The sequence below is a fragment of the Paenibacillus sp. FSL R5-0914 genome, assembly GCF_038004525.1.
Lineage (GTDB): Bacteria > Bacillota > Bacilli > Paenibacillales > Paenibacillaceae > Paenibacillus_AQ.
Genome location: NZ_JBBORH010000001.1, coordinates 1,113,283 through 1,134,462 on the forward strand (window position 1 = coordinate 1,113,283; position 21,180 = coordinate 1,134,462).

General features: G+C 42.9%; 22 protein-coding genes. 17 read left to right on the forward strand and 5 right to left on the reverse strand.

Features of this window, described 5'->3' with window-relative positions; translation table 11 throughout:
- Window positions 1-102 precede the first annotated feature (102 nt).
- The 4 genes from MKX60_RS04825 (at window position 103) to hmpA (ending at window position 3,773) form a co-directional block, all read left to right on the forward strand.
- Window positions 103-957, forward strand: coding sequence for a M15 family metallopeptidase (locus MKX60_RS04825; RefSeq protein WP_076298023.1), 855 nt, complete (start codon window positions 103-105; stop codon window positions 955-957).
- A 29-nt stretch (window positions 958-986) separates the two neighbouring features.
- Window positions 987-1,478 (forward strand): VanZ family protein, encoded by a 492-nt coding sequence (locus tag MKX60_RS04830; protein ID WP_179085788.1) that lies wholly within the window; start codon window positions 987-989, stop codon window positions 1,476-1,478.
- Window positions 1,479-1,523: 45 nt separating this feature from the next.
- Entirely contained in the window at window positions 1,524-2,360 is an 837-nt protein-coding gene (locus MKX60_RS04835) for a YitT family protein (RefSeq protein WP_076298022.1), read from the forward strand.
- A gap of 207 nt (window positions 2,361-2,567) precedes the next feature.
- Window positions 2,568-3,773, forward strand: a complete 1,206-nt coding sequence (hmpA, locus tag MKX60_RS04840; RefSeq protein WP_076298021.1) for an NO-inducible flavohemoprotein — start codon at window positions 2,568-2,570, stop codon at window positions 3,771-3,773.
- 61 nt (window positions 3,774-3,834) lie between these two features.
- On the opposite strand, the gene MKX60_RS04845 is transcribed toward hmpA, so the two are convergent.
- Together MKX60_RS04845 and MKX60_RS04850 are read right to left on the reverse strand one after the other, a co-directional pair.
- A complete protein-coding gene (locus MKX60_RS04845) occupies window positions 3,835-4,941 on the reverse strand; it encodes a PdaC/SigV domain-containing protein (RefSeq protein WP_076284954.1) in 1,107 nt (368 codons plus the stop codon).
- 182 nt (window positions 4,942-5,123) lie between these two features.
- Window positions 5,124-5,975, reverse strand: coding sequence for a metallophosphoesterase (locus MKX60_RS04850; RefSeq protein ID WP_076298020.1), 852 nt, complete (start codon window positions 5,973-5,975; stop codon window positions 5,124-5,126).
- A gap of 484 nt (window positions 5,976-6,459) precedes the next feature.
- Between MKX60_RS04850 and MKX60_RS31650 the strand changes: the two genes are divergently transcribed.
- From MKX60_RS31650 to MKX60_RS04865, 3 genes are all read left to right on the forward strand, one after another.
- Window positions 6,460-6,903, forward strand: coding sequence for a methyl-accepting chemotaxis protein (locus MKX60_RS31650; RefSeq protein ID WP_256716191.1), 444 nt, complete (start codon window positions 6,460-6,462; stop codon window positions 6,901-6,903).
- A gap of 78 nt (window positions 6,904-6,981) precedes the next feature.
- Window positions 6,982-7,260 (forward strand): hypothetical protein, encoded by a 279-nt coding sequence (locus tag MKX60_RS04860; protein WP_076284951.1) that lies wholly within the window; start codon window positions 6,982-6,984, stop codon window positions 7,258-7,260.
- A 148-nt stretch (window positions 7,261-7,408) separates the two neighbouring features.
- Entirely contained in the window at window positions 7,409-8,521 is a 1,113-nt protein-coding gene (locus MKX60_RS04865; protein WP_076285075.1) for a nitric oxide synthase oxygenase, read from the forward strand.
- Window positions 8,522-8,579: 58 nt separating this feature from the next.
- Here MKX60_RS04865 and MKX60_RS04870 read toward each other — a convergent pair whose 3' ends face one another.
- Window positions 8,580-9,221, reverse strand: a complete 642-nt coding sequence (locus tag MKX60_RS04870) for a TetR/AcrR family transcriptional regulator (protein ID WP_341059184.1) — start codon at window positions 9,219-9,221, stop codon at window positions 8,580-8,582.
- A gap of 188 nt (window positions 9,222-9,409) precedes the next feature.
- On the opposite strand from MKX60_RS04870, the gene MKX60_RS04875 reads away from it, so the two are divergent.
- The 3 genes from MKX60_RS04875 to MKX60_RS04885 all read left to right on the forward strand — a co-directional run bounded on the left by MKX60_RS04875 (window position 9,410) and on the right by MKX60_RS04885 (window position 12,542).
- Window positions 9,410-10,162, forward strand: coding sequence for an SDR family NAD(P)-dependent oxidoreductase (locus MKX60_RS04875; protein WP_076298019.1), 753 nt, complete (start codon window positions 9,410-9,412; stop codon window positions 10,160-10,162).
- 181 nt (window positions 10,163-10,343) lie between these two features.
- Window positions 10,344-11,030: a helix-turn-helix domain-containing protein gene (locus MKX60_RS04880; RefSeq protein ID WP_256716190.1), complete on the forward strand. Its 687-nt coding sequence runs from the start codon at window positions 10,344-10,346 to the stop codon at window positions 11,028-11,030.
- A gap of 96 nt (window positions 11,031-11,126) precedes the next feature.
- Window positions 11,127-12,542: a hypothetical protein gene (locus tag MKX60_RS04885; RefSeq protein ID WP_076298017.1), complete on the forward strand. Its 1,416-nt coding sequence runs from the start codon at window positions 11,127-11,129 to the stop codon at window positions 12,540-12,542.
- A 63-nt stretch (window positions 12,543-12,605) separates the two neighbouring features.
- On the opposite strand, the gene MKX60_RS04890 is transcribed toward MKX60_RS04885, so the two are convergent.
- On the reverse strand, window positions 12,606-14,096 hold the full coding sequence (locus tag MKX60_RS04890; protein WP_076298016.1) for a peptide MFS transporter: 1,491 nt from the start codon (window positions 14,094-14,096) through the stop codon (window positions 12,606-12,608).
- A 361-nt stretch (window positions 14,097-14,457) separates the two neighbouring features.
- Between MKX60_RS04890 and MKX60_RS04895 the strand changes: the two genes are divergently transcribed.
- From MKX60_RS04895 to MKX60_RS04910, 4 genes are all read left to right on the forward strand, one after another.
- Entirely contained in the window at window positions 14,458-14,814 is a 357-nt protein-coding gene (locus tag MKX60_RS04895) for a nucleotide excision repair endonuclease (protein ID WP_042192814.1), read from the forward strand.
- Between the two features lie 127 nt (window positions 14,815-14,941).
- Window positions 14,942-15,604, forward strand: a complete 663-nt coding sequence (locus MKX60_RS04900; protein ID WP_143759242.1) for a glycosyltransferase — start codon at window positions 14,942-14,944, stop codon at window positions 15,602-15,604.
- Window positions 15,605-15,781: 177 nt separating this feature from the next.
- On the forward strand, window positions 15,782-16,504 hold the full coding sequence (locus MKX60_RS04905) for a hypothetical protein (RefSeq protein ID WP_042192810.1): 723 nt from the start codon (window positions 15,782-15,784) through the stop codon (window positions 16,502-16,504).
- 5 nt (window positions 16,505-16,509) lie between these two features.
- Window positions 16,510-17,805, forward strand: coding sequence for a polysaccharide deacetylase family protein (locus tag MKX60_RS04910; protein WP_341059186.1), 1,296 nt, complete (start codon window positions 16,510-16,512; stop codon window positions 17,803-17,805).
- A 23-nt stretch (window positions 17,806-17,828) separates the two neighbouring features.
- On the opposite strand, the gene MKX60_RS04915 is transcribed toward MKX60_RS04910, so the two are convergent.
- The gene (locus MKX60_RS04915; RefSeq protein WP_076298014.1) at window positions 17,829-18,890 is read right to left on the reverse strand and encodes an endonuclease/exonuclease/phosphatase family protein; all 1,062 of its coding nucleotides are present in this window, start codon (window positions 18,888-18,890) and stop codon (window positions 17,829-17,831) included.
- A 156-nt stretch (window positions 18,891-19,046) separates the two neighbouring features.
- Here MKX60_RS04915 and rlmN point away from each other — a divergent pair, with 156 nt between their 5' ends.
- From rlmN to greA, 3 genes are all read left to right on the forward strand, one after another.
- Entirely contained in the window at window positions 19,047-20,117 is a 1,071-nt protein-coding gene (gene rlmN, locus MKX60_RS04920; RefSeq protein ID WP_042192804.1) for a 23S rRNA (adenine(2503)-C(2))-methyltransferase RlmN, read from the forward strand.
- Between the two features lie 77 nt (window positions 20,118-20,194).
- Window positions 20,195-20,482, forward strand: coding sequence for a DUF6509 family protein (locus MKX60_RS04925; protein WP_042192802.1), 288 nt, complete (start codon window positions 20,195-20,197; stop codon window positions 20,480-20,482).
- 217 nt (window positions 20,483-20,699) lie between these two features.
- A complete protein-coding gene (gene greA / locus MKX60_RS04930; RefSeq protein ID WP_042131553.1) occupies window positions 20,700-21,179 on the forward strand; it encodes a transcription elongation factor GreA in 480 nt (159 codons plus the stop codon).
- Window position 21,180 lies beyond the last annotated feature (1 nt).

Below are 21,180 nucleotides of genomic sequence, written 5' to 3' on the forward strand. Positions count from 1 at the left end.
TTTAAGAAAAACTTTATAATTGTCCTGCTTTTCTTTAAAGTGTCTTCGTTATTCTATTCCTATCAAGCATAAACGTCTTAAGGAAATGGGAGGACATTACGGATGAAAAAGTGGGTTTTTTTGGTGATCGTTGTGTTATTTCTTGGTTACGCAGCCGCTCGTTATTTACCGGATACGGGTAATTTAGCTGATAAGAATGATAAGATCCAGAAAGGATCGATTAGAAATAGCGATAGTTTAAAGGTGATTACGCAAGATCAGGTATATCAAGGGGATTTATTGCTGGTGAACAAACAATATCCGGTACATGAGGACAGCGTGAAGTCTGATATTGTGACCTTATTTGATCAGAAGGATCTGGTTCAGGGCTATGGATTACTAGATACCTCGATTCGGTTGTCTGAAAGTGTAGCACATAAATTCAATAAAATGATCAAAGCTGCTGAGAAGGATGGCGTGAATCATTTTTTAATTAGCAGTGGGTACAGGGACTTTGAGGAGCAAGAGCAATTGTATGCGGAAAAAGGTTCAGACTATGCTCTTCCAGCGCAATATAGCGAACATAATTTAGGATTATCGCTGGACATCGGATCGTCTCAATCAGAAATGAGCAAAGCACCTGAAGGCAAATGGCTGGAAAAGAATGCGTGGAAATACGGCTTTATTCTACGCTATCCGAAAGACAAAACGGAGATTACGGGGATTAAATATGAACCTTGGCACTTCCGTTATGTCGGCTTGCCGCACAGTGCGATCATTCAGGAGAAGGGGATCGTGCTGGAACAATATTTAGATCTTTTGAAGGAGAATAGTGAAATTTCAACGGTTGTAGACGGCAAAACATATACGGTGAACTATTATCCAGTATCAGGATATACAAGTATTAAGATTCCAAAGGAAGGGCAATATAAAACGTCGGGCGATAATATGGATGGCGTAATTGTCACTACATTTTGATGAGTACGAAGCCTAAGAGCGAGTCTACTATGACATTATTGCTGGCAGCCGTATTTATTGTCTATATGTATTTCTTGATCCGAATTATCGTATTTAAAGGCGCACCTTTTAGCTTGCAATCACTTTGGGAACAGGCAGGGCGTATGCTCGAGCATCCCGACAGAATTTTTAAGCGACAGGGCAACTATGTACCCTTTAAAGAGATCTCGCGGGGGATAGATCATCTGTCACTTTCAGATCCTTTTTCATCACTTAATTTAGTGGGCAATCTTCTTGCGTTTATTCCGTTTGGAGTCTTTGTTCCAATGCTGTTGTCGCAAAAAGTAAGGTTATTTCAAAAGGTCTTCATGCTCTCTTTTGCGCTGAGTCTGAGCTTTGAAGTTACACAATTAGTATTGTATATCGGCACCTTTGACGTGGATGATCTGATCTTAAACACTTGCGGTGGGGTAGTCGGTTACGCCATATATAGAATGCTGGTTTCTTCTGGATTGTTTACAACTATATCGAAGCGGTGTTAGTATTTGTGGATGGTAGATATAGACAGAGGATAGAAGGGGCATGGTATGAAAAAGCGTATTACGGATATTGTTTCCATCATTGTAGGAGCATTGCTGTTTTCCTTGGCCGTTAACTTGTTTGTGATTCCGAACGAGTTCGGTGAAGGCGGGGTAACGGGACTGACTATGATTACATACTATTTGTATCAGTGGTCACCAGGTATTGTTAGCTTAATTCTTAATGCTTTATTATTGATTGTGGGTTATAAATTTCTGGACAAAACGACGACAGTATACACGATTATTGCGGTGTTTTTTAACTCGTTATTCCTGATTCTTACGAAGAATTGGCATATCGCCAGCGATGAGTTGATCATCAATGCAATATTTGGAGGCATCTTGTCTGGTGTGGGTATCGGAATGATCATACGTGTGGGTGGAACGACCGCAGGGTCAACCATTATCGCCAGAATCCTGCATAAATTTTTGGATTGGAACGTTAGCTACGCTCTTCTTCTAGTCGATTTAGTTGTGGTATTTGCTTCGTATTTCATCATTGGTGTTCAAAGTCTGATGTTTACGATTGTGATGCTCTATGTAGCGACTAAGGTGATGGACTTCATTATTGAGGGAGTGAATCCTAAGAAGGCCGTTACGATTGTATCCAAGGAGCAGGACAAAATTGCTGAACAAGTTAATGGAATCATGGATAGAGGTGTCACAGTCATTTATGGCCGAGGGTATTATACTAAAGAACCCAAAGAGCTTCTCTATATTGTCATTAGCAAACAGGAAGTAACCATGCTTAAGAAAATCGTAAGATCGATTGATAAAGAGGCTTTTATCGCCATTCACGATGTAAGAGATGTGTTCGGAGAAGGCTTTGTGGAGCTGGCAAAATAAGAGTGAAAGTGCTGTCCGGTAGCTACCTGAGCTGCTTGGACAGCTTTTTTTTGGATTTGGCATTCGAATGTGATGGATATCATTGCATTTTCTGTTTATTCACATTTTATTAAATTTTAAAGTGATTCAGCGCACACTCGCTCATTTGCAGCTTCTATATGCTTTTTATAGAGGTATTATCTAATTGCAGGAGAGAGGGTTATTCATATGTTAGATCAACAAACGATTGCTATTATAAAATCAACAGTTCCTGTATTACAGGTTCATGGAACAACCATTACTACGACGTTCTATGGCATGTTATTTGAAAACCATCCAGAGCTATTAAATATATTTAATCATGCCAATCAGCGGCAAGGCAGACAGCAGACAGCGCTTGCTAACGCAGTCCTAGCAGCGGCTATGAATATTGATCAACTAGGGAATATCTTACCGGTGGTAAAACAGATTGCAGAGAAGCATCGAGCACTGGGTGTATTACCTGAGCATTATCCGATCGTGGGTGAGACGTTGTTAGCTGCGATTGGACAAGTACTTGGCAATGCGGCAACACCGGAAATTATAGATGCATGGGCCAAAGCCTATGGTGTGATCGCAGATGCTTTCATTGGTGTGGAAGCAGAAAAGTATCGTGAAGCTGCGGAAGCTCCGGGGGGCTGGAGTGGATTCAGAAACTTCGTCGTCACTCGGAAGGTTAGTGAAAGTGAGCATATTACTTCCTTTTACCTGTCTCCAGAGGATGGAGGAGCTATCTCCTCTTATTCCCCGGGCCAGTACATCACGGTTCGTGTTCAGCCCGAGGGGGAAGAATATTCCCATATTCGCCACTACAGTTTGTCCAGTGTTCCGGGACAGGCGTATTACCGTATCACTGTTAAACGGGAAGGTGAAGGGATAGACAGACCAGCGGGCGTCGTATCCACTTATCTGCATGATTTCGTCCAAGTGGGCTCTATATTAGAAGTAGGCTCTCCAGCGGGCGATTTCGTACTGGATCAGCGTAGTGACACTCCGGTGGTTCTAATCAGTGGGGGTGTGGGCTTAACCCCAATGGTAAGTATGCTGGAGACAATAATTGCTGCACAGCCAGAACGCGAGGTAACCTATATCCATGCAGCCATCAATGGAAGTTTGCATGCTATGAAAGATAGGGTGGCAGATTTAGCACAATCTCATTCTTCTCTTCGGTCCTATGTATGTTATGAATCTCCAGGAGAAGGCGACAAGTGCAATAGATTTGGTTATATTGATCTTTCTTGGCTTCAAGAAATAGCAGATGTGAACTCTGAATTCTATTTCTGTGGGCCGACCCCATTTATGAAGGTCATATATAAGGCGCTCAAGGAATGGCGGGTACCTGATGACAGAATTCATTTTGAATTTTTTGGACCTGCCGGCAGTTTAGAAGATTAATATAGATAACAAAAAGCGCCTTAGCCGATTGGCTGAAGCGCTTTTTGTTTTGCGTTAGTGTTTATTTGAAAGAAGCAAATGGATCGGTGCCTTTAGGCAGTATTGAGCTGAAATTAAAGGTGTAGGTAGGAATTCCAGCTGCATAAGGTGCGATTTCATATTGTTGATAGAAGATAGCTAAGCCACTTTCACTGACGTAGAAGGCTGGTTTATCTGTGAGTCCACCAGTTGACTCCGGAAAAGCAATATCCTTGGTGCTTTCCTTCAACATTTTATCTAGTTTTTGTTTGTAGTTTGGTTCTGCCTTTAGCAGGTCTTTAAGCTCTATCTTCTTACCATCCTTCAGCGAGAAGGTATGTCCCTCGCGCATGGTACCGCCGTGTGCTCCACCGCTGTAACCATATTGATCGACTACAATACTAAGTACGCCTTCACGGTTAAAGGTGACAACATAAGTTTGAGAGTAGTCATATTTATTCTCTATTGTACCATCTCTGCGGCTAGCCTCTTTTTCGCTTTCTGATGCGAATAGTTCAGCCTCTTTTTTGAAGGCAGCATTAATCGTGTTTTGTACTTCATCTGTCAGACCGCTGATCTTTGGATATTGTACTTTAATACTAGCATTCTTATTGCTCTTGTCTAAGGAAACAGAGGTGATCTTGATGTCATTCATCACCTTTTTGCTAAGTTCAAGCGATTTCTGGGCTGGATTATATACGCCTTGAACACCTAAATAATCATTCAACAGTTTGAATGGAACATATAAGCGGTCGTTGATCATCTTCACTTCATGATTTCCGGTCATGCTATAAATGTAATATCCGTTCAAATCGGTACTGACGCCATAGTCAGAGACCTCCATGTTAAGCTTCACCGAGTCACTACTTACACTGTAAGTCTTTGTGGTTGAATTGTATTGAATAGCAAGGCCGAAGGCATCACGCAATACGGTTAAAGGGATCATCGTATTTCCGTCTACGATTTTTCCTTGCTGCGTTAAGACTTGGCCTTTATATTTAAGCGCCACAGAAGGCTGCTGAACAGCTTGATTGACGGTTTTTGTACCGGTAGTTGCAGCTTGAACAGAATTCCCTCCGATGAGTCCAGTACCTCCAAATAATACTCCAGTTGCTAATACAGCAGACGTCCATTTCATAGTTTTGTTCATGATTTAATTTCTCCTCTCCAATGATGGGCTTATGTAGTTCATTATGATTTTTGATGTTATCTATCACTCCTACAATTATACCTAGGCCCCAAATAGATTTGATTACAAACACGGTTACAGTGTTGTTGCATAGACGTGCAAAAGGTATATACTTTTTAACCATTTATTAATTTTTGACACAATCATGAGGACTTTAAAGTAATTACGGTAAGCTCGGGACGACAATTAAAACGTACAGGCATACGAGTCACTCCAATTCCGCGTGTGGTGTAGACCTGGAGTCGACTATCTGGGAGCTGGTATAATCCGCTTGAATATTTACTGCCGTGCGGCGGGGTATACAAGGCACCTACAAATGGGAGACGCACCTGTCCTCCGTGACTATGGCCGGACAATTGCAGATCTATGGGAAGATCACTGTATTCATCGGCAAAATCAGGCTCGTGCGCAAGGAGTAGAGTACATGCCTTATCAGGGATATGGCGTAGCGCCTGATGAATATCTGCTTTGCCGACCCACGGATCATCCACTCCAGCTAGATAAAGCGCCTCCGCATCTTTTTTTAAGACAATATGTTCATTATGAAGTACGTGGAATCCAGATTGCGTTAACCCTTTCGTCACAGCTTTCCTAGTGCCAAAAGCATCGTGGTTACCTAACACAGCATATTGTCCAAAGGGTGCCCGCAACTGTGAACAGATGTCCACAGCCTCAGAAATATAATCGACAGAATGATCTAGTAGATCCCCTGTGAAGCAGATCAGATCTGGATTTACATGTTGAATTTGCTGTACTAACTCTGTTAAGGCTTCGGACTTCGTATACACGCCTAAGTGTAAATCACTGAAATGAACGATACGAAATCTATCGAATGCTGGAGGGAGTAGAGGAAGCTTTATATCTATATGTTTAACTTCAAGCCAGTAGGGTTCAACCCAGTGTGAATAAATGCCGGATGCACTTGCGGTTCCAAGCAGCCCGAGCGACACTTGAGCACTTTTCTTCAGAAATTGGCGTCTGCTAATAGTATTCATAAACAAATCATACGTGGGGATTGTTACTCTACTATGACAATATTCATTTAATAACCCATTGTGACGATAAAACTACATATACATTTTTTATATGGGAGATGAAGAGATGAGTATTATCGATGCCTTAGTCCTCGCAGCACCTTATTTCAAAAAGATTCACTCGCAGGATATTATGATTGGAATCACGGACAGGGAGATCTTCCATTATTACGCACCAAGTAAAGTTATTGATCTCGGATTGGTTAAGGGTAACCCTATCCCTCCTGAAGATCTGTCGCTTTCAAATGGACTGAAAGGTATAGCAAGCTCTAACCGAATCCCAGCAGAAATTTATGGAGCTCCTGTAATCTCAACATGTGTACCTATCTACGGAACGGATGATGATGTAATTGGGGTTTTTGCCATTGCCTATACACTAGAGAACGAGAATAAGCTTGAAGGATTCACAGATGAGATTAATGAGATAAGCAGTCATCTAATGGAGATGGTGCAGAGCGTAGCTGCCCAATCTCAGGAATTATCAGCTACTTCGCAGCAAATATTAGATAATACGCGTAGAGCCGTAACGGAATCACAAGAAGTGAATAAGGTCGCCGGCTTCATTCGTGAGATTTCTGAGCAGACGAACCTGCTTGGGCTGAATGCGGCAATCGAAGCCGCGCGTGTAGGAGAGCAAGGGGCAGGTTTTGGGGTGGTTGCTACGGAAGTGCGCAAACTGTCCGTTAACACTAAAGAAGCAACCCATAATATTGAAAAATCACTGAGTGATGTTCAAAAGTCCATTAAGCAAATGGAGCAAGAAATTGAAGCGATCTCTGCTTCTTCACACGCACAAGCAGAATTGGTCACTGAATTCAGCGGGGTAATTGAGCGCTTGAATAAGGCCAGCAAAGAAATGACTACTTTCATGCAATCCATCATCCAGTAGGGTGTATGCATAAAGTTACTTATCCTAAACCATGCTAGAAGAGAACAGGCGCATTTCAGAAGGGAGCGAATTTCATTTATGAAACAACCCGATTCCAGTCTGCAAGCGAACGACAATGTAACTCAAGCCAAAAATGCTTTAGGCAAGCTTCATTTCTCTGTCTCTCAGGCGCTTAGTCATCCAACAGAACAGACTTTGGCACAGGCTGAGAACCGTTTGGCGCATACCGAACAGGCGGTAGAGCAAGCTCGTGCCTCGTTAGGTCCCCAAGGTGTGGAGTTGGCTGAAGAACTGCTGGCCGAGGATAAGAGCAGGCTTGCTGCATTGAAGACGCAAGGGAAACGTTCAGAACGCTAGATGTTCCTGCTACAACCCGTGAAGCGAATAAGCTTCACGGGTTGTTCTCATGTGCTATTCCCCTAAGGATGTAGCTTAGGAGTGTGGGTGGTATACTGGAACGAGAGTTCTAGCATGGCTTAGATGGAGGATAAAGGATATGAATGGCATGCACATCGAAGAGTTAACCCGGCAGGCGGAGGCTTTCATTCGACAATGTTACGCTGAACTTGATAAGACTGAAGCTGAGATGGATCAACGCATCCAAGCCGTACGAGAAGAAATTAATCAATCCGGGAGTTACACACATACAACGGAAGAGCTGGCTCATGGAGCGAGAATGGCTTGGCGAAATAATAGCCGCTGCATTGGCCGCCTCTTTTGGCAATCCATTGAGCTGATGGATGAACGTCTGGCAGAGACCGAGGAGGATATTGCTGAAGCTTTGCTGCGACATCTGGAAAAGGCGAATAATGGAGGACGTATTCGTCCACTTATCACGGTCTTCCGCAGCGGGGAAGCTCCTGATCGGAGAATCCGGATTTGGAACCATCAATTGATTCGTTACGCGGGATATCCTGGTGATGCTGAACATGAACGCGCTGGTGATCCGGCATCGGATGAATTTACGAAAGTGTGCCAACAACTAGGCTGGCAGGGAACAAGGGGCAATTATGATGTATTGCCGCTAGTGATCAGCATAGGTAATGGGCACCCCCATGTATTTCCTATTCCTCAACACCTCATTCAAGAGGTACCGTTAACTCATCCTGAAATTGAACGTTTTGCGGAGCTTCAGCTTCGCTGGTATTCTGTGCCGATCATTTCGGATATGCAGTTGGAGATTGGCGGGATTCTATACCCTGCGGCTCCTTTTAACGGCTGGTACATGGAGACCGAAATTGGCTCACGTAACTTAGGGGATACTGGAAGATATAACACTTTGCCGGCTGTAGCTGATCTGATGGGACTTGACCGCTCCAGTAACACAACGCTTTGGAAGGATCGGGCGCTTCTTGAGTTGAACCGTGCAGTACTGCATTCCTTTAAGCAAGCTGGGGTCAGTATCGTTGATCACCATACAGCAGCTGATCAATTTGTGAGATTTCAAGAGCAGGAGCAGGGACATGGACGTCAGGTTTCAGGACGCTGGTCATGGCTGATCCCCCCTATGTCTCCGTCGTCTACACCGATTTGGCATGACAGTAAGCTGAAAGAATATGATTACAGCCCTCGTTTCCTTTATCAGCGATCACCTGTGGCCACCTGTCCTTTTCACTAGCAATCGAATTTATGATCAAAAAAGCGCCAAGTTCCCCTCATAAGGAAACTGGCGCTTTTTAGGCTTTTAAATGCTCTAGAAAGATTTGTTTAAGAAGCTCAAGCTGCTTGTCGGAGTCTAAATCCGATTCTAGCAGGAGGATGTTCTCTTTCATCGTTAGCTTTCTGGAAAAGAGAGCAAAGCTGTTCATCAGCGTGATTAAGGTCTCTTTCACAGGGAGATCGGCGCGAATAGAACCGTCTTCTACCCCATTTTGAATGATCCTGGAGTACTCATGCCAAATCTTGCGGTTTAATGCATTGAAATCCAGAACGTCCTCAACAGGCTCATTTAAGTGAGAGGCGTAGCTTTCAAAATTGACCATAAAAATAATGCTTAAATGATTTTGATCCTGAATAAAGAAGTCAAATAACATCTCGATCTTTTCGAGACAGGTAAGTGGCAAGTCAGCTACATACTTAAAGTAATCGAGCATTGGCTCTAGCATCCGGGTGGCCACCGCCACGATGAGCTTTTCTTTTCTAGGAAAATATCGAAACAGCGTCGCAATCCCTATATTTGCTTCGCTTGCGACATCCTGCATCGTCGACTTTTCAATTCCTTTTTGCGAAAATATTCGTTCTGCGGATTCGAGAATCGTATATAATCGCTGCTGTTTACCGTCGGATCGTTCTTTTTCATAGCGTGCTTTAGGATTCATGAGGGATAGACCCTTCCATTTTTTAATTAGGTTCTTTAATTATTAGTATTATATCCACCGTTTATTGGATTAAGCAAGGAGAGGTTGTAGTTATTTCGTAAAAATGATATGATGAATATCACAGTGATAGTGTGACTATCATCACTCGAATTATTATATCACAATACGATTATAGAGGAGACTTAATTATGAATCGTCTAACTAATAAAGTAGCAATTATTACAGGTGCAGGCAGCGGCATGGGTCGTGAAGAAGCCCTTTTATTGTCCAAAGAAGGTGCTACAGTTGTAGCAACTGATATTAACGAAGCTGCTGTACAAGCAGTTGTAAAAGAAATCGAAGCCAATGGTGGACAAGCAGCAGCTTATGCACATAATGTAGCTTCCGAAGAAGACTGGATCAAAGTTGTAGAAAATGTGATTAGCAAATTTGGAAAAATCGACATCCTGGTAAATAACGCAGGGATCTCGTTCCCAGTTCAATTGCTTGAATCCACTGTTGATCAATGGAACAAAGTAATGAACATTAATGTAAGCAGCGTATTCCTTGGGATGAAACATGTTGTTCCTCAAATGAAGAACAATAAAGGTGGTTCCATCGTCAATATCTCCTCCATCGCAGGTTTGACTGGCAGCAGCGGTGCCGGCGCTTATACAGCTTCTAAAGGTGCCGTTCGTATGCTGAGTAAAGCAGCAGCTGTAGACTTTGGTAAAGATAACATTCGCGTGAACTCTGTTCACCCAGGATTTATCGAAACTCCAATGAGTGCTGAATTTGTAAATGATGAAAGAATGCATAGCTTCTTTATGTCCCAGACTGCATTGCCACGCGTTGGGCGTGCTTCTGAAGTAGCTGAAGCTGTATTGTTCTTGGCTTCCGATGAAGCTTCTTACATTACAGGTGTTGAGCTGCCAGTTGATGGCGGAGTCGTGGCTAAATAATAAATTTCTAAATAGGCAACACTAAGAAAGCCGTCTCATGCGTAGATGTTATCTATGCGTGGGGCGGCTTTTTGCGTTCTAGGCGTCTCGATAAGCACTCAAGTAACGCTTGATATACAAAATTAATAGTAATAGATACACTGAAACCATCATAAATGAGGAGGAGATTTCAGTGTTCGATATGTTAAAGGTAGGCAAGAATATCGCTGATTTAAGAAAGCAGACAGGGATGACTCAGATGGGGCTTGCCGATCAACTTGGCATTAGTTATCAGGCGGTTAGTAATTGGGAACGAGGAGAGACTATGCCGGATGTTTCTAAGCTTCCCCAGCTGGCCGAAATTTTTAATGTGAGCATTGATGCAATCCTTGAAAAGAGCAAATCGACACAGATAGTAGTAAATGTACTCGAAAATACCACAGAACAATTTTTAAATCAAAATGAGCTTTCAGTAGCCGAAATTTCCGAAGTTGCGCCCATTCTTCTTACGGAACATGTGAACGAGGTATTTGAATATGTGAAGGATCCAGTATCGATACAAGATCTGCTATCCATCGCTCCATTTATAAGCGAAGAAGTACTAGATGAGTGCGCAAAAGTTGCCTTTGAGCGAGAAGGAATTCATGCGCTGTTGTCTATTGCTCCTTTTATAAGTGATGAGATGCTGGATGAGTGTGCAAGAAGTACCTTTGAACGAGAAGGCATTAACGCATTATTGTCTATTGCTCCTTTTATAAGTGACGAGGTACTAGATGAGTGTGCTAGAAGAGCTTTTGAACAAGAAGGGATAAAAGCCCTCGTGTCTATCGCACCATTTATTAGTGACGAGGTGATGGATGGATTAGCAAAAGCGTCTCTTTCTATTTAAATCATAAATATTTAAGCGCCCATTTCTACCGAACATTAGCCTACACCCCTGCATAACATATAGCACTTGTAAGCAGGAGAAGGGTGTGGTTCAGTGATGGGCATCCAATTAACAGCGCTCCATTATGTATATTTGGCATTCATCGTGTTCATTATGGCACTTCTGATTAAGCGGCGGGATACAACGATGATCTGTATTTCAGGCATCTTTGTATTAGGCTGGCTCGCGACAGAAACGATTAGTGGTTCAGTCACAGGCGTATTCAACTCTTTTGTATATGCAACAAAGGAGTTAATGGGTACGATTATGATTATTTCGATCATTGTAGCCATGAGCAGAGTTTTAACACGTACCGGAATAAACGAGACGATGGTTGCCCCGCTTACACGTTTTTTACGTACGCCGTTTATGGCATTTTGGGGCATTGGCTTGATTATGATGGTGACATCATGGTTCTTCTGGCCTTCGCCAGCAGTGGCCCTGATAGGGGTTGTGCTGCTGCCCGTTGCTATTCGCGTAGGATTGCCTGCACTTGGAGCAGCGATTGCGATGAATCTATTCGGTCATGGGATTGCGCTGTCGAGTGATTATATTATTCAAGGTGCACCTAAATTGACGGCAGATGCGGCAGGACTTCCGGTAAGCAGTGTCATGGAAGCGAGTATTCCGCTTGTTATAGTGATGGGTGTAGTCACTACGGTAACAGCTTATTGGATGATGCGACGAGATCAGAAGAACGGTACTTGGCGAGACGGACTTATTTCCGGGAAAAATGCCGCGAATGCGCTAGCTGCAGACAGTGAGGCGGTCGAGGGTCAAGCGGTGATTCCTCCCACACTGAAAAAATGGCTGGCGATCGTTATCCCACTCCTGTTTCTAGCTGATGTAGCAGGCATGTTCCTACTGGATTTACAGGGTGGAGACGCAACGGCCTTAGTTGGCGGGACTGCTGTATTTATCTTGGTTGTAGTAACAATGCTCGCACATCGTAATAAAGGACTTGAGCAAGTCACCACATATCTGATCGATGGGCTTACGTTCGGCTTTAAAGTATTCGGTCCAGTAATTCCAATTGCGGCATTCTTCTATCTGGGAGATTCGGCCTTTGCTGAATTGTTTGGTAAAGTCTTACCTGCTGCATCTCAGGGAATTGTTAATGATCTAGGGGTTGCTCTGGCGCATAATGTACCTCTAAATGGTGCTGTAGGTGCTGTGACCGCTACCATAACAGGGGCCATTACGGGCCTTGATGGTTCAGGGTTCTCGGGAATCTCACTTGCGGGGTCCATCGGAAAATTGTTCGCTGTTGCCACACATTCCGACGCAGCTACTTTAACTGCACTCGGTCAGGTATCTGCCATTTGGGTTGGCGGGGGGACGCTAATCCCATGGGCATTGATTCCAGCCGCCGCCATCTGCGGCGTAAGTCCATTTGAGCTCGCTAGACGCAATGTTAAACCGGTGCTGATTGGGCTGATAGTTACAACAATTGTTGCTATGTTTCTGGTGTAGAACTAGCTTAGAATATTGACTCAAAAAAAGGCTGCCGAGACTAATCTCGACAGCCTTATATGTTTATCGAATACCCTTCATGAAATTCTGAATCTTAGGAGAGAACAGGAAGAGAATTAACGCGAGCACAATGGCTACTCCGCCGATAACTCCGAAGTACAGCATCTCGGTATCCGGGGTATAGAACTTCACAATCTGAGCATTAATAGCTTGCGCAGCAGCATTGGACAAGAACCACATACTCATCATCTGAGCGGTAAAGGCAGCTGGTGCCAGTTTGGTTGTTGCTGATAAGCCAACAGGTGACAAGCATAGTTCCCCAATGACGACGATAAAGTAGCTGAGAACCAGCCATAATGGATTCACCAGTGAATTGGCTCCACCGAAGTAAGCCGGTACCAGAATTACTAGGAAGGACAGACCGGCAAACAATAAACCAAGCGAGAACTTTTGTGGAATCGTTGGTTGGCGGTTACCGAGCTTTAACCAAAGCCATGCAAATGCAGGTGCAAGGGCGATAATAAATAGCGGGTTAAGCGATTGGAACCAAGCTGGAGAAATGTGTATGCCTGCAAAGTCCAATTGGGTACGCTTATCAGCAAAGCTTGCTAGAACTGTTGAAGTTTGTTCCTGAATCGCCCAGAACATAATCGAAGCAATAAATAAAGGGATGTACGCGAGAATCCGTGATCGCTCTACAGCTGTTGTTTTGGGACTGCGGTACATCACAATGAAGTACATTGTAGGAATAAGTAGCCCTAACACCCCTACGATTTTAATGAATGTCTCAAAGGTGAGTATTCCAGTAAGAATGCCGACCGTAACTAATACAGCAAGCACAACTAGTCCAATGCCAATCCAAGTAAATAATTTTTTCTTTTGTTCGGCTGGAATCGGGTTGCGTACAATCGTACCTGCCAGACCTAGATTTTTGGTGCGAGTCACTACGTAAACAACTAATCCAATAAACATGCCCACCGCGGCAATCGAGAAACCGAGATGGAAATTATTCATACCTACAGCGCCTACAATCAGTGGAGAGATGAATCCGCCGAGATTAATACCCATATAAAAAATGCTGAAAGCAGCGTCGCGGCGGTTATCTTGTTCGCTGTAGATTTCGCCTACAATACTTGATACATTGGGCTTAAGAAGTCCGGTTCCAAGCACGATCATAATCATCGAAGAAAAGAATAGCGTGGCATTTCCCGGTATCGCCAGTAAAATATGCCCAAACATAATTAGAACGCCACCGTAAAAGACAGCCTTCGAAGTCCCGAAAATCCGATCCGCAAGCCATCCACCTATAATTCCAGACATATATACGAGTGATCCATAGATAGACATAATCGAAAGGGCCATATCCTCTGGAAATCCGAGCCCGCCTTTGCTTACTTCATAATACATGTAGTAAACAAGGATCGCTCTCATGCCATAATAGGAAAAACGTTCCCAAAATTCAGTAAAGAAGAGTGTGAATAGTCCCTTGGGATGTCCAAAAAATCCGGTTTGTGGGACACTATCTACAATTTTTTGCCTGTCTGTTGCTGACATGAATCAAATCCCCCTTGATGCTAATTGCTCTTTTCATGAAGTTAACACAACTCTACACTACCTTAATATTTATAATACCCTCATGAGGAAAATCACAACCCTTTGGCGAGAAGGTTCTGAATAACGTCATATTTTTTAGTAATATTTCCAGTGGGAATTTATAATTAACTTTTATTGTATTTTTCATCCAGGATGAGACGCTGTATTTAACCAAAGAACCTGTGATCCTAAACGGTGGTAAATACGAGCGTTATTTGGGTTCAATTCCCACTAATCCATTTGAACAAGGGTGTGAAAGATAGAATAAAAGGCAAACTTATGATACTATTTACTCCTATATAGAAAGAGGACGTGAGCTAAAATGATCAACATAACTATGCCCAATGTGGATGTTAGTATTACTAAACAAATCAACCCGCAGCTAAGCAATATCTACGGATTCACTGATTTCCACCTAATTCCAAGAGATTACGGCGGTATCTTTATGTTCTACAATGACCAAGATGAGTTGTTGTTTGTAGGTAAAGCGAGAAAGCTAAGACCTAGAATCAAAAAACATTTCGAAGACACCGTATCTGATATTAAGCTGCATCGGGACGAGGTCACCAGAATTGATGTAAGTTTAATCGAGAGCCCCGTTCATAGAGAGATCTACGAAACGTATATCATTAATGAATTGAAGTCTAAATACAATGTAGATAAAGTGATGTTCAGATAAGTTTAAGGAAGAGGCGCCGTCTAATGACGGTGCTTTTTTTTATGTACAAGAAGATAGGAATGAAATAAGAGTATCGGTACACACTATACAGGATTGTTAATAGATGCTTAAAAGGAGATAGGTCATATTGAAGCCTAAGTTTTTGATTGCGAAGTTAGTTTTTGTGTGTATGTTCCTTGTTGTTAGTGTAATGCCTGTAACTGCCGATGCTGCAGCCAAAGAGAAAAAGAGCTCACACAAGCAATGCTTTACGCCCTCTGTAATAGAGCTTAAGGATAATCTTAGGAAACTATGGAGCGACCATGTGATATGGACGAAAAACTACATAGTTAGTGCCTTTGCGAATTCCGAGGACAAAGAGAAGGTACTGGCAAGGTTGCTACAGAATCAGCAGGAGATAGGGAATGTTTATAAGCCGTATTACGGTGAGGCCGTAGGTGATAAGCTAGCTCAATTATTGCGGGAGCATATCCTTATTGCCGGAAAGGTAGTTGCTGCTGCACTAGCAGGTAATCAGGCGGATTTGGAAAAATACAATAAAGAGTGGTACGACAACGCTGACGACATTGCTAAGTTCCTTAGCGCACAGAATCCCAAATATTCGTATGAACAATTGAAAGAGATGCTTCATGAACATTTGGAGCTAATAACGGATGATGTGACAGCTAGAGCTAAAAAGGATTGGGATGCCGAGATCGTCGCTTTCGATAAAGGGCTCGAGCATATGATTATGTTTGGAGATATACTAACCGAAGGTATTGTTAAACAATTCCCCGATAAATTTAATTAAAACCAGAGCACCCGCAAGGGTGCTTTTTTCTTGTTATTGGCAAGAATTTAGGTCTTTTGATCCAATTCAAAAAGTTAGATATAAAGGCTCACTTACAGACAAGACAAGTAAACTATAATAGACTCGTGGGCACTCGACATTTTTTGACATTTTTTTATAATTGAGGTGATAAGATCAATGATTTCTCCCTTTTTTAAAAAGAAAGATTCAGTGGATAAGCAGTCCAAACCGGGTATGGTTCAAAAGGTGCAATTATCAGAAGAGCAGGGCGAGGAAGTAGAGGAACAGATTGCTGGCGAGACTTTAGCAGGAGTGGTTACTACAGGGAAAGCGCCGCTTGATAAAAAATCACTCGATTTGATCTTCTCCGTGGAGCAGATCATTCAGGCCAGACAGCATGCTGAGACGAATATTAATGAACTTCAGGATCGGTTGACTCATTCCAGCAGCCATGTTGAACGTTTGAACCGGGACATGAAGAATCTCAATAAAGTGATTGAGGAAAGAGAGAAGAACGTTCGAGAGCTTGAGCATAAATTGATTGAGAAGAATCTGAAAGTCGATCAAGTGCTGGAAGATTATCGGGAGCTTCAGACTACCCTCACTGCAGAGATTGAAGAATTAAAGAGTACGATCGATCTGGAGCATCAAAAGTATGTAAATCTGATCCAAAAGCATAACGAAGCTCATGCAGAGAAGCTCAAGAAGATGAATGATCTGGAAGAGAAGCTCGGACGGATTGAAACTGAGAACGCGCATTTAAGACAGAAATACGATACGATCCGCCAAGAAAAAGCATATCTCTCCGGTATGATCAGCGATTTTACAAATCGTATGACCGTTCCTTTTGGGAATGGAAGCACACTGGCGGGACGAAATGACGAAAACGGAGATACATAAGATTCATGGCAATGAATGAACCGAGCACTGTTCTAATGATTGAGTTGCTGTCGCTTGAGCATGAACAGGCCGGTTATCAGATTGAAGTAGGTTTAACCCGTGATATTGGGTATGCCAGACGCATGCTAAACATAGACGAATTTACATATGAACAACTAAACGCGCTGGCTCCCTTTTTCGGGGAAAGAATGAGATTGTCATTGTATCCGAAGTGGGATCCATTTCGTAATAGTTATTACAGCACACTGATTATTATGAACCAAACCTTCAGCGAAACTATGTATTTTGCCTGCTCTGAATATTATGTGTCTCAGCTTCTTCAATTAAAGCAAGTGAACGATCCCCATGTACAGGAAGAGATTACTGTTGAAACTACGTCACCCTCTATACCTCCAGCACGCAGGCTAAGAAAGAAGAGCAAAAAACGGGTTGGAAGACTTAGGCTGCAGAGTATCATGTTCGCTTGTTTAGTAGTTGTATTGTTGTCTCTTCGAATGGGTGGTCATGTTATGGACCGTGCAGAAGGATTGGAAGGTCCCTCACTAGGCGCCAGCGCTGAGGGGATCGAGAAAATAGTCTCTCTACCGTTCATTCCTCCTATTGGTAAAATAGAAACGACCCCTAGCCAGCAAGAGGAGTCTGAGCCTACGCCAGAACCTTCTAAACCTACACCAGAACCTACAGAGCCTCCTCAAGAACAAACACAGCGGTATGAGGAGATTAAATTAACCGGGAATAAATACACCTATAGCCTGCCGAAGGGTTACGTGGCTTTGTCATTTGATGATGGTCCGTCGAAGTATACGAAAGAAATCGTAGATATTCTAGTAGAACATGAGGTGGCAGCCACCTTTTTATTTGTTGGGAATAAGGTCGCTCATAATGTGGAAGCGGTTAAGTATGCGAATGAACATCAGATGTCGATTGGAAGTCATTCGTGGGATCATAGCAAGATGACCGACAATGGGGCTAACCAAAATCAGAATAATTTGGCGAAGGCTAACCAGGCATTGGAGCAAATCATTCAATCGCCGATTACTGTTTTTCGGCCGCCATATGGTGCGATTAATGATAAGTTAGCAGCCAAAGTGACAGAACAGCAGATGAAAGTATTGTTATGGAATCGTGATTCCGAGGATTGGAGACGCAAGACCCCAGAAGACGTCATTCAATTTGTTCATCATACTGATCCGTCCGGTGCTGTATATCTTTTTCACGAAAAGAAGATTACCGTAGAGGCATTGCCTGCTATCATTCAGTATCTAAAAGGGAAAAACATGAAATTCGTCATTTTTAAATAACATCAATGATCCATGATTGGGTCTTATCTTAGAATAAGAGTAGCTGTTACAGGGTTATGATCGCTGTGTTCAAAAGATAGGTCATGGCCCTGTACGCCACTTATTGTGATATTCGGTGAAACTAGGAAGCCATCAATTACAGCCCGGAAATTCACACCTTCTGAATAAGCTACATCAAGTGTCCGGACGGACGGCACTTTAGCATCGACAGCCCATTGAAAGCCCTCCGGTTTGAAATCTTCAGGGAACTGCTGCAGCCATTCTGGCCAAGCTTGTGTAGTCTCAAAGGCCTCAGGGGTTGTGCCCGGTAAAGAATGATTCCAGTCTCCGCCTAAGATGAGGTAATTGCCTTTATCATTCTCTCTCTGAATATAAGTAGAAAGATATTCTAATTGCTGCTTGCGAATCGTTCCCCCTTGGTCAAAGGCTGATAAATGAAGGTTGATCAGGATCAGTTCTTTCCCGTTATCGACGGGGAATCTGCTCTCCAAAAAGGCGCGGTCAAGTTCAAACAGTTGACGAGGCCAGCTTTCTTTTCCCGGAAGATCATATCTAACGTTACTTGTGCTACCGAATTTAGATAAGGTTAATAAACCGCTATTTACTGAGCCCATCGGATCAAGAACGGGAATCGGTACCCAAGGCACCTTGTAGTTCGTTGCGAATACGTTGCTGTAATCAGAGAAGGTATTCGATAACAAGGAGACTTCATCTATATGGTTGCTACGAGAAGAATCGATATCTACCTCCTGCAACATAAATAAATCTGAGCCTGAAGTAGTCATCAGAGAGGCTATTGCCTCAAGATTTGTCTTCGTTTGTTCCTCGCTGCTTGAACGTGATTTGGTCCCGCCATCCATAAAGAAATCCTGATCCTTATCCAGACCAGCATAGCCAATATTAAAGGTTGTTATTGCAAAAGGTTCTCCATGCTTCATCATTTGTTCCTGATTATGGTTTACCGTTAGTGGAGTAGTCTCCTTCGGCTTATAATCGGTAATGGTAATATACAGTAAAAAGCCACCAAAGATTAGAACGGCAGCTAGAAGGGCAAAACCGATGATTTTTATTGTGGTTGAGCTCATTTGATTCGATCTCTCCTCAGATGTAATTTCATAGAACGGACTTCTAATGGTGTAAACTTCGACGCTTCGTTACAACTCCCCTTGTTTAAATAAAAAAAATTTGAGACAATGAGTAGTGATGGACTGAACTTTAATGTTTTGAAAAGAGGATAACGAATGAATATGGAATCCATTTATGGATTAACTTTTGATCAACTGGCGGCATGGCTGTTAGAACGTGGACATAAAAAATTTCGAGCTACGCAGGTCTGGGATTGGCTTTATCGGAAGCGGATTACAGAATTCTCAGAAATGCTCGATGTAAATAAAGATTGTGTAGAATTATTGGAGCAGCACTATGTGATCCATACGCTGGAAGAACATGTGAAGCAGGAGTCTGCGGATGGGACGATCAAGTTCCTGTTCCGTTTAAAGGATGGCAACCTGATCGAGACGGTGCTCATGAGACAGAAATACGGTTTGTCCGTATGTGTCACTACTCAGGTTGGATGTAATATCGGCTGCAGCTTTTGCGCTAGTGGACTGTTAGCGAAAAGTCGTGATCTTTCCAGCGGTGAGATTGTAGAGCAGATTATGAAGGTTCAGCAGCATTTGGATGCAGCAAACCTCGAACAAAAGGTTAGTCACGTTGTAGTCATGGGAATTGGCGAACCGTTCGACAACTTCAAGAACCTGCTCAATTTCTTATCGATTATTAAGGACCACAAGGGATTAGCCATCGCAGGAAGAGGTATTACTGTATCGACGAGTGGGCTTGCTAACAAAATCGTTGAATTCGCCGATGCGAATACACAGGTGAACTTGGCAGTATCGCTTCACGCGCCTAATAATGAGCTGCGGACGAAGATTATGAAGATTAACAAGGCCATTCCAATTGAGAAGCTAATGGAGTCCATAGATTATTATTTGGAAAAAACAAATCGCAGAATTACGTTAGAATACATTCTGATGAAGGATGTAAATGACGGCAAGGAGCATGCGCTTGAGCTGACCGAGCTAATCGGCGACCGGCGCCAGCTCGTCAATGTGAACTTGATTCCTTATAATCCAGTCGATGAGCACAGTCAATATCAAAGAAGCGAGCGGGAGACCGTACGAGCCTTTTTTGATACCTTGAAGAAGCAGGGCGTCAGCGTAAGTACTCGTCTGGAGCATGGTGTAGATATTGATGCTGCTTGCGGACAATTGCGAAGCAAGCAGATCAAGAAGTCGAAAGCTATGGCTTGAGGGACGGGCGACCCCTTCATGCAGCTTTTTGTGATACAATGACGTGGCAGGTATTAGGAAAAGAGGTTGATTGAGCAATGTTGACATTTACAAGCTACAACGTGGAGAATGTTAAAGATCCTTTTGGTATACTAACCGGTAAACGGTATGAATTCGTGGTTCAACTGGATGTTCCAGAAGATGATGAGCTCTATGTAGAGAACGGAGTATCCGCTAGAGCGATTATTAAAGTGGATGAAGATCAAGTTAGCATCGTGAGTTATGATCTACAGGAGACAACAACAGGTCAGTTGCTTGACTTTGATATGGAAGAGGACGAGGAAGCAGCATTACTCCTTTTCTGTAAAGAGCATTTGCCAGAATAATGATGCAGCATTGACATCCTTGCCCAATGTTCAATTGTGGCAGGGATTTTTATTTAAATATAAGAAAGTATAGGTTTTGCACCTATACTTTAATTTTTATATTTCTCGCTTAAACGCTTACCGTCCTTACAAGGACGCCGAAGACGTTTATGCTTGTCGCATGAATGTGAAATATAGGTTAAAATATTAAAAAGCATCCAAAATAGGAGTTGTATACATGTCTAATGAAGAAGTGTTCTTGACCAAAGAAGGATTGGCTCAATTAGAGGAAGAACTGAAGGAATTGAAGGGCCCAGGGCGCAAGGAATTGGCAGCACGGCTCAAATTGGCGATCAGCTATGGAGACTTGAAGGAAAATAGCGAGTACCATTCGGCCAAGGACGACCAATCGTTCATGGAGACTCGTATTATGATTTTGGAGAAAATGCTGACCAAAGCCAAGATCGTAGATGAGAGTCAGATGGATCTGTCAAAGGTTAGTATGGGTTGTATCGTTACCCTGAACGATATCGAATACTCCGAGAAGATTGAATATAGAATTGTAGGGGCTGCTGAAGCAGATGTCCTAAACAACAAGATTTCCTATGAAAGTCCGCTGGGCAAGGAATTGCTGGGTAAAAAAGTCGGGGATATCGTTAGTGTAAACGCACCAATGGGTATCATCAAATATGAATTGCTTGAAATCAAAATGATGTAAC

Coding starts and splice junctions, on each gene's coding strand:
- MKX60_RS04825 (WP_076298023.1), top strand. CDS start 103: ATGAAAAAGTGGGTTTTTTTGGTGATCGTTGTGTTATTTCTTGGTTAC.
- MKX60_RS04830 (WP_179085788.1), top strand. CDS start 987: ATGACATTATTGCTGGCAGCCGTATTTATTGTCTATATGTATTTCTTG.
- MKX60_RS04835 (WP_076298022.1), top strand. CDS start 1,524: ATGAAAAAGCGTATTACGGATATTGTTTCCATCATTGTAGGAGCATTG.
- hmpA (WP_076298021.1), top strand. CDS start 2,568: ATGTTAGATCAACAAACGATTGCTATTATAAAATCAACAGTTCCTGTA.
- MKX60_RS04845 (WP_076284954.1), bottom strand. CDS start 4,941: ATGAACAAAACTATGAAATGGACGTCTGCTGTATTAGCAACTGGAGTA.
- MKX60_RS04850 (WP_076298020.1), bottom strand. CDS start 5,975: ATGAATACTATTAGCAGACGCCAATTTCTGAAGAAAAGTGCTCAAGTG.
- MKX60_RS31650 (WP_256716191.1), top strand. CDS start 6,460: ATGGTGCAGAGCGTAGCTGCCCAATCTCAGGAATTATCAGCTACTTCG.
- MKX60_RS04860 (WP_076284951.1), top strand. CDS start 6,982: ATGAAACAACCCGATTCCAGTCTGCAAGCGAACGACAATGTAACTCAA.
- MKX60_RS04865 (WP_076285075.1), top strand. CDS start 7,409: ATGCACATCGAAGAGTTAACCCGGCAGGCGGAGGCTTTCATTCGACAA.
- MKX60_RS04870 (WP_341059184.1), bottom strand. CDS start 9,221: ATGAATCCTAAAGCACGCTATGAAAAAGAACGATCCGACGGTAAACAG.
- MKX60_RS04875 (WP_076298019.1), top strand. CDS start 9,410: ATGAATCGTCTAACTAATAAAGTAGCAATTATTACAGGTGCAGGCAGC.
- MKX60_RS04880 (WP_256716190.1), top strand. CDS start 10,344: ATGTTAAAGGTAGGCAAGAATATCGCTGATTTAAGAAAGCAGACAGGG.
- MKX60_RS04885 (WP_076298017.1), top strand. CDS start 11,127: ATGGGCATCCAATTAACAGCGCTCCATTATGTATATTTGGCATTCATC.
- MKX60_RS04890 (WP_076298016.1), bottom strand. CDS start 14,096: ATGTCAGCAACAGACAGGCAAAAAATTGTAGATAGTGTCCCACAAACC.
- MKX60_RS04895 (WP_042192814.1), top strand. CDS start 14,458: ATGATCAACATAACTATGCCCAATGTGGATGTTAGTATTACTAAACAA.
- MKX60_RS04905 (WP_042192810.1), top strand. CDS start 15,782: ATGATTTCTCCCTTTTTTAAAAAGAAAGATTCAGTGGATAAGCAGTCC.
- MKX60_RS04910 (WP_341059186.1), top strand. CDS start 16,510: ATGGCAATGAATGAACCGAGCACTGTTCTAATGATTGAGTTGCTGTCG.
- MKX60_RS04915 (WP_076298014.1), bottom strand. CDS start 18,890: ATGAGCTCAACCACAATAAAAATCATCGGTTTTGCCCTTCTAGCTGCC.
- rlmN (WP_042192804.1), top strand. CDS start 19,047: ATGAATATGGAATCCATTTATGGATTAACTTTTGATCAACTGGCGGCA.
- MKX60_RS04925 (WP_042192802.1), top strand. CDS start 20,195: ATGTTGACATTTACAAGCTACAACGTGGAGAATGTTAAAGATCCTTTT.
- greA (WP_042131553.1), top strand. CDS start 20,700: ATGTCTAATGAAGAAGTGTTCTTGACCAAAGAAGGATTGGCTCAATTA.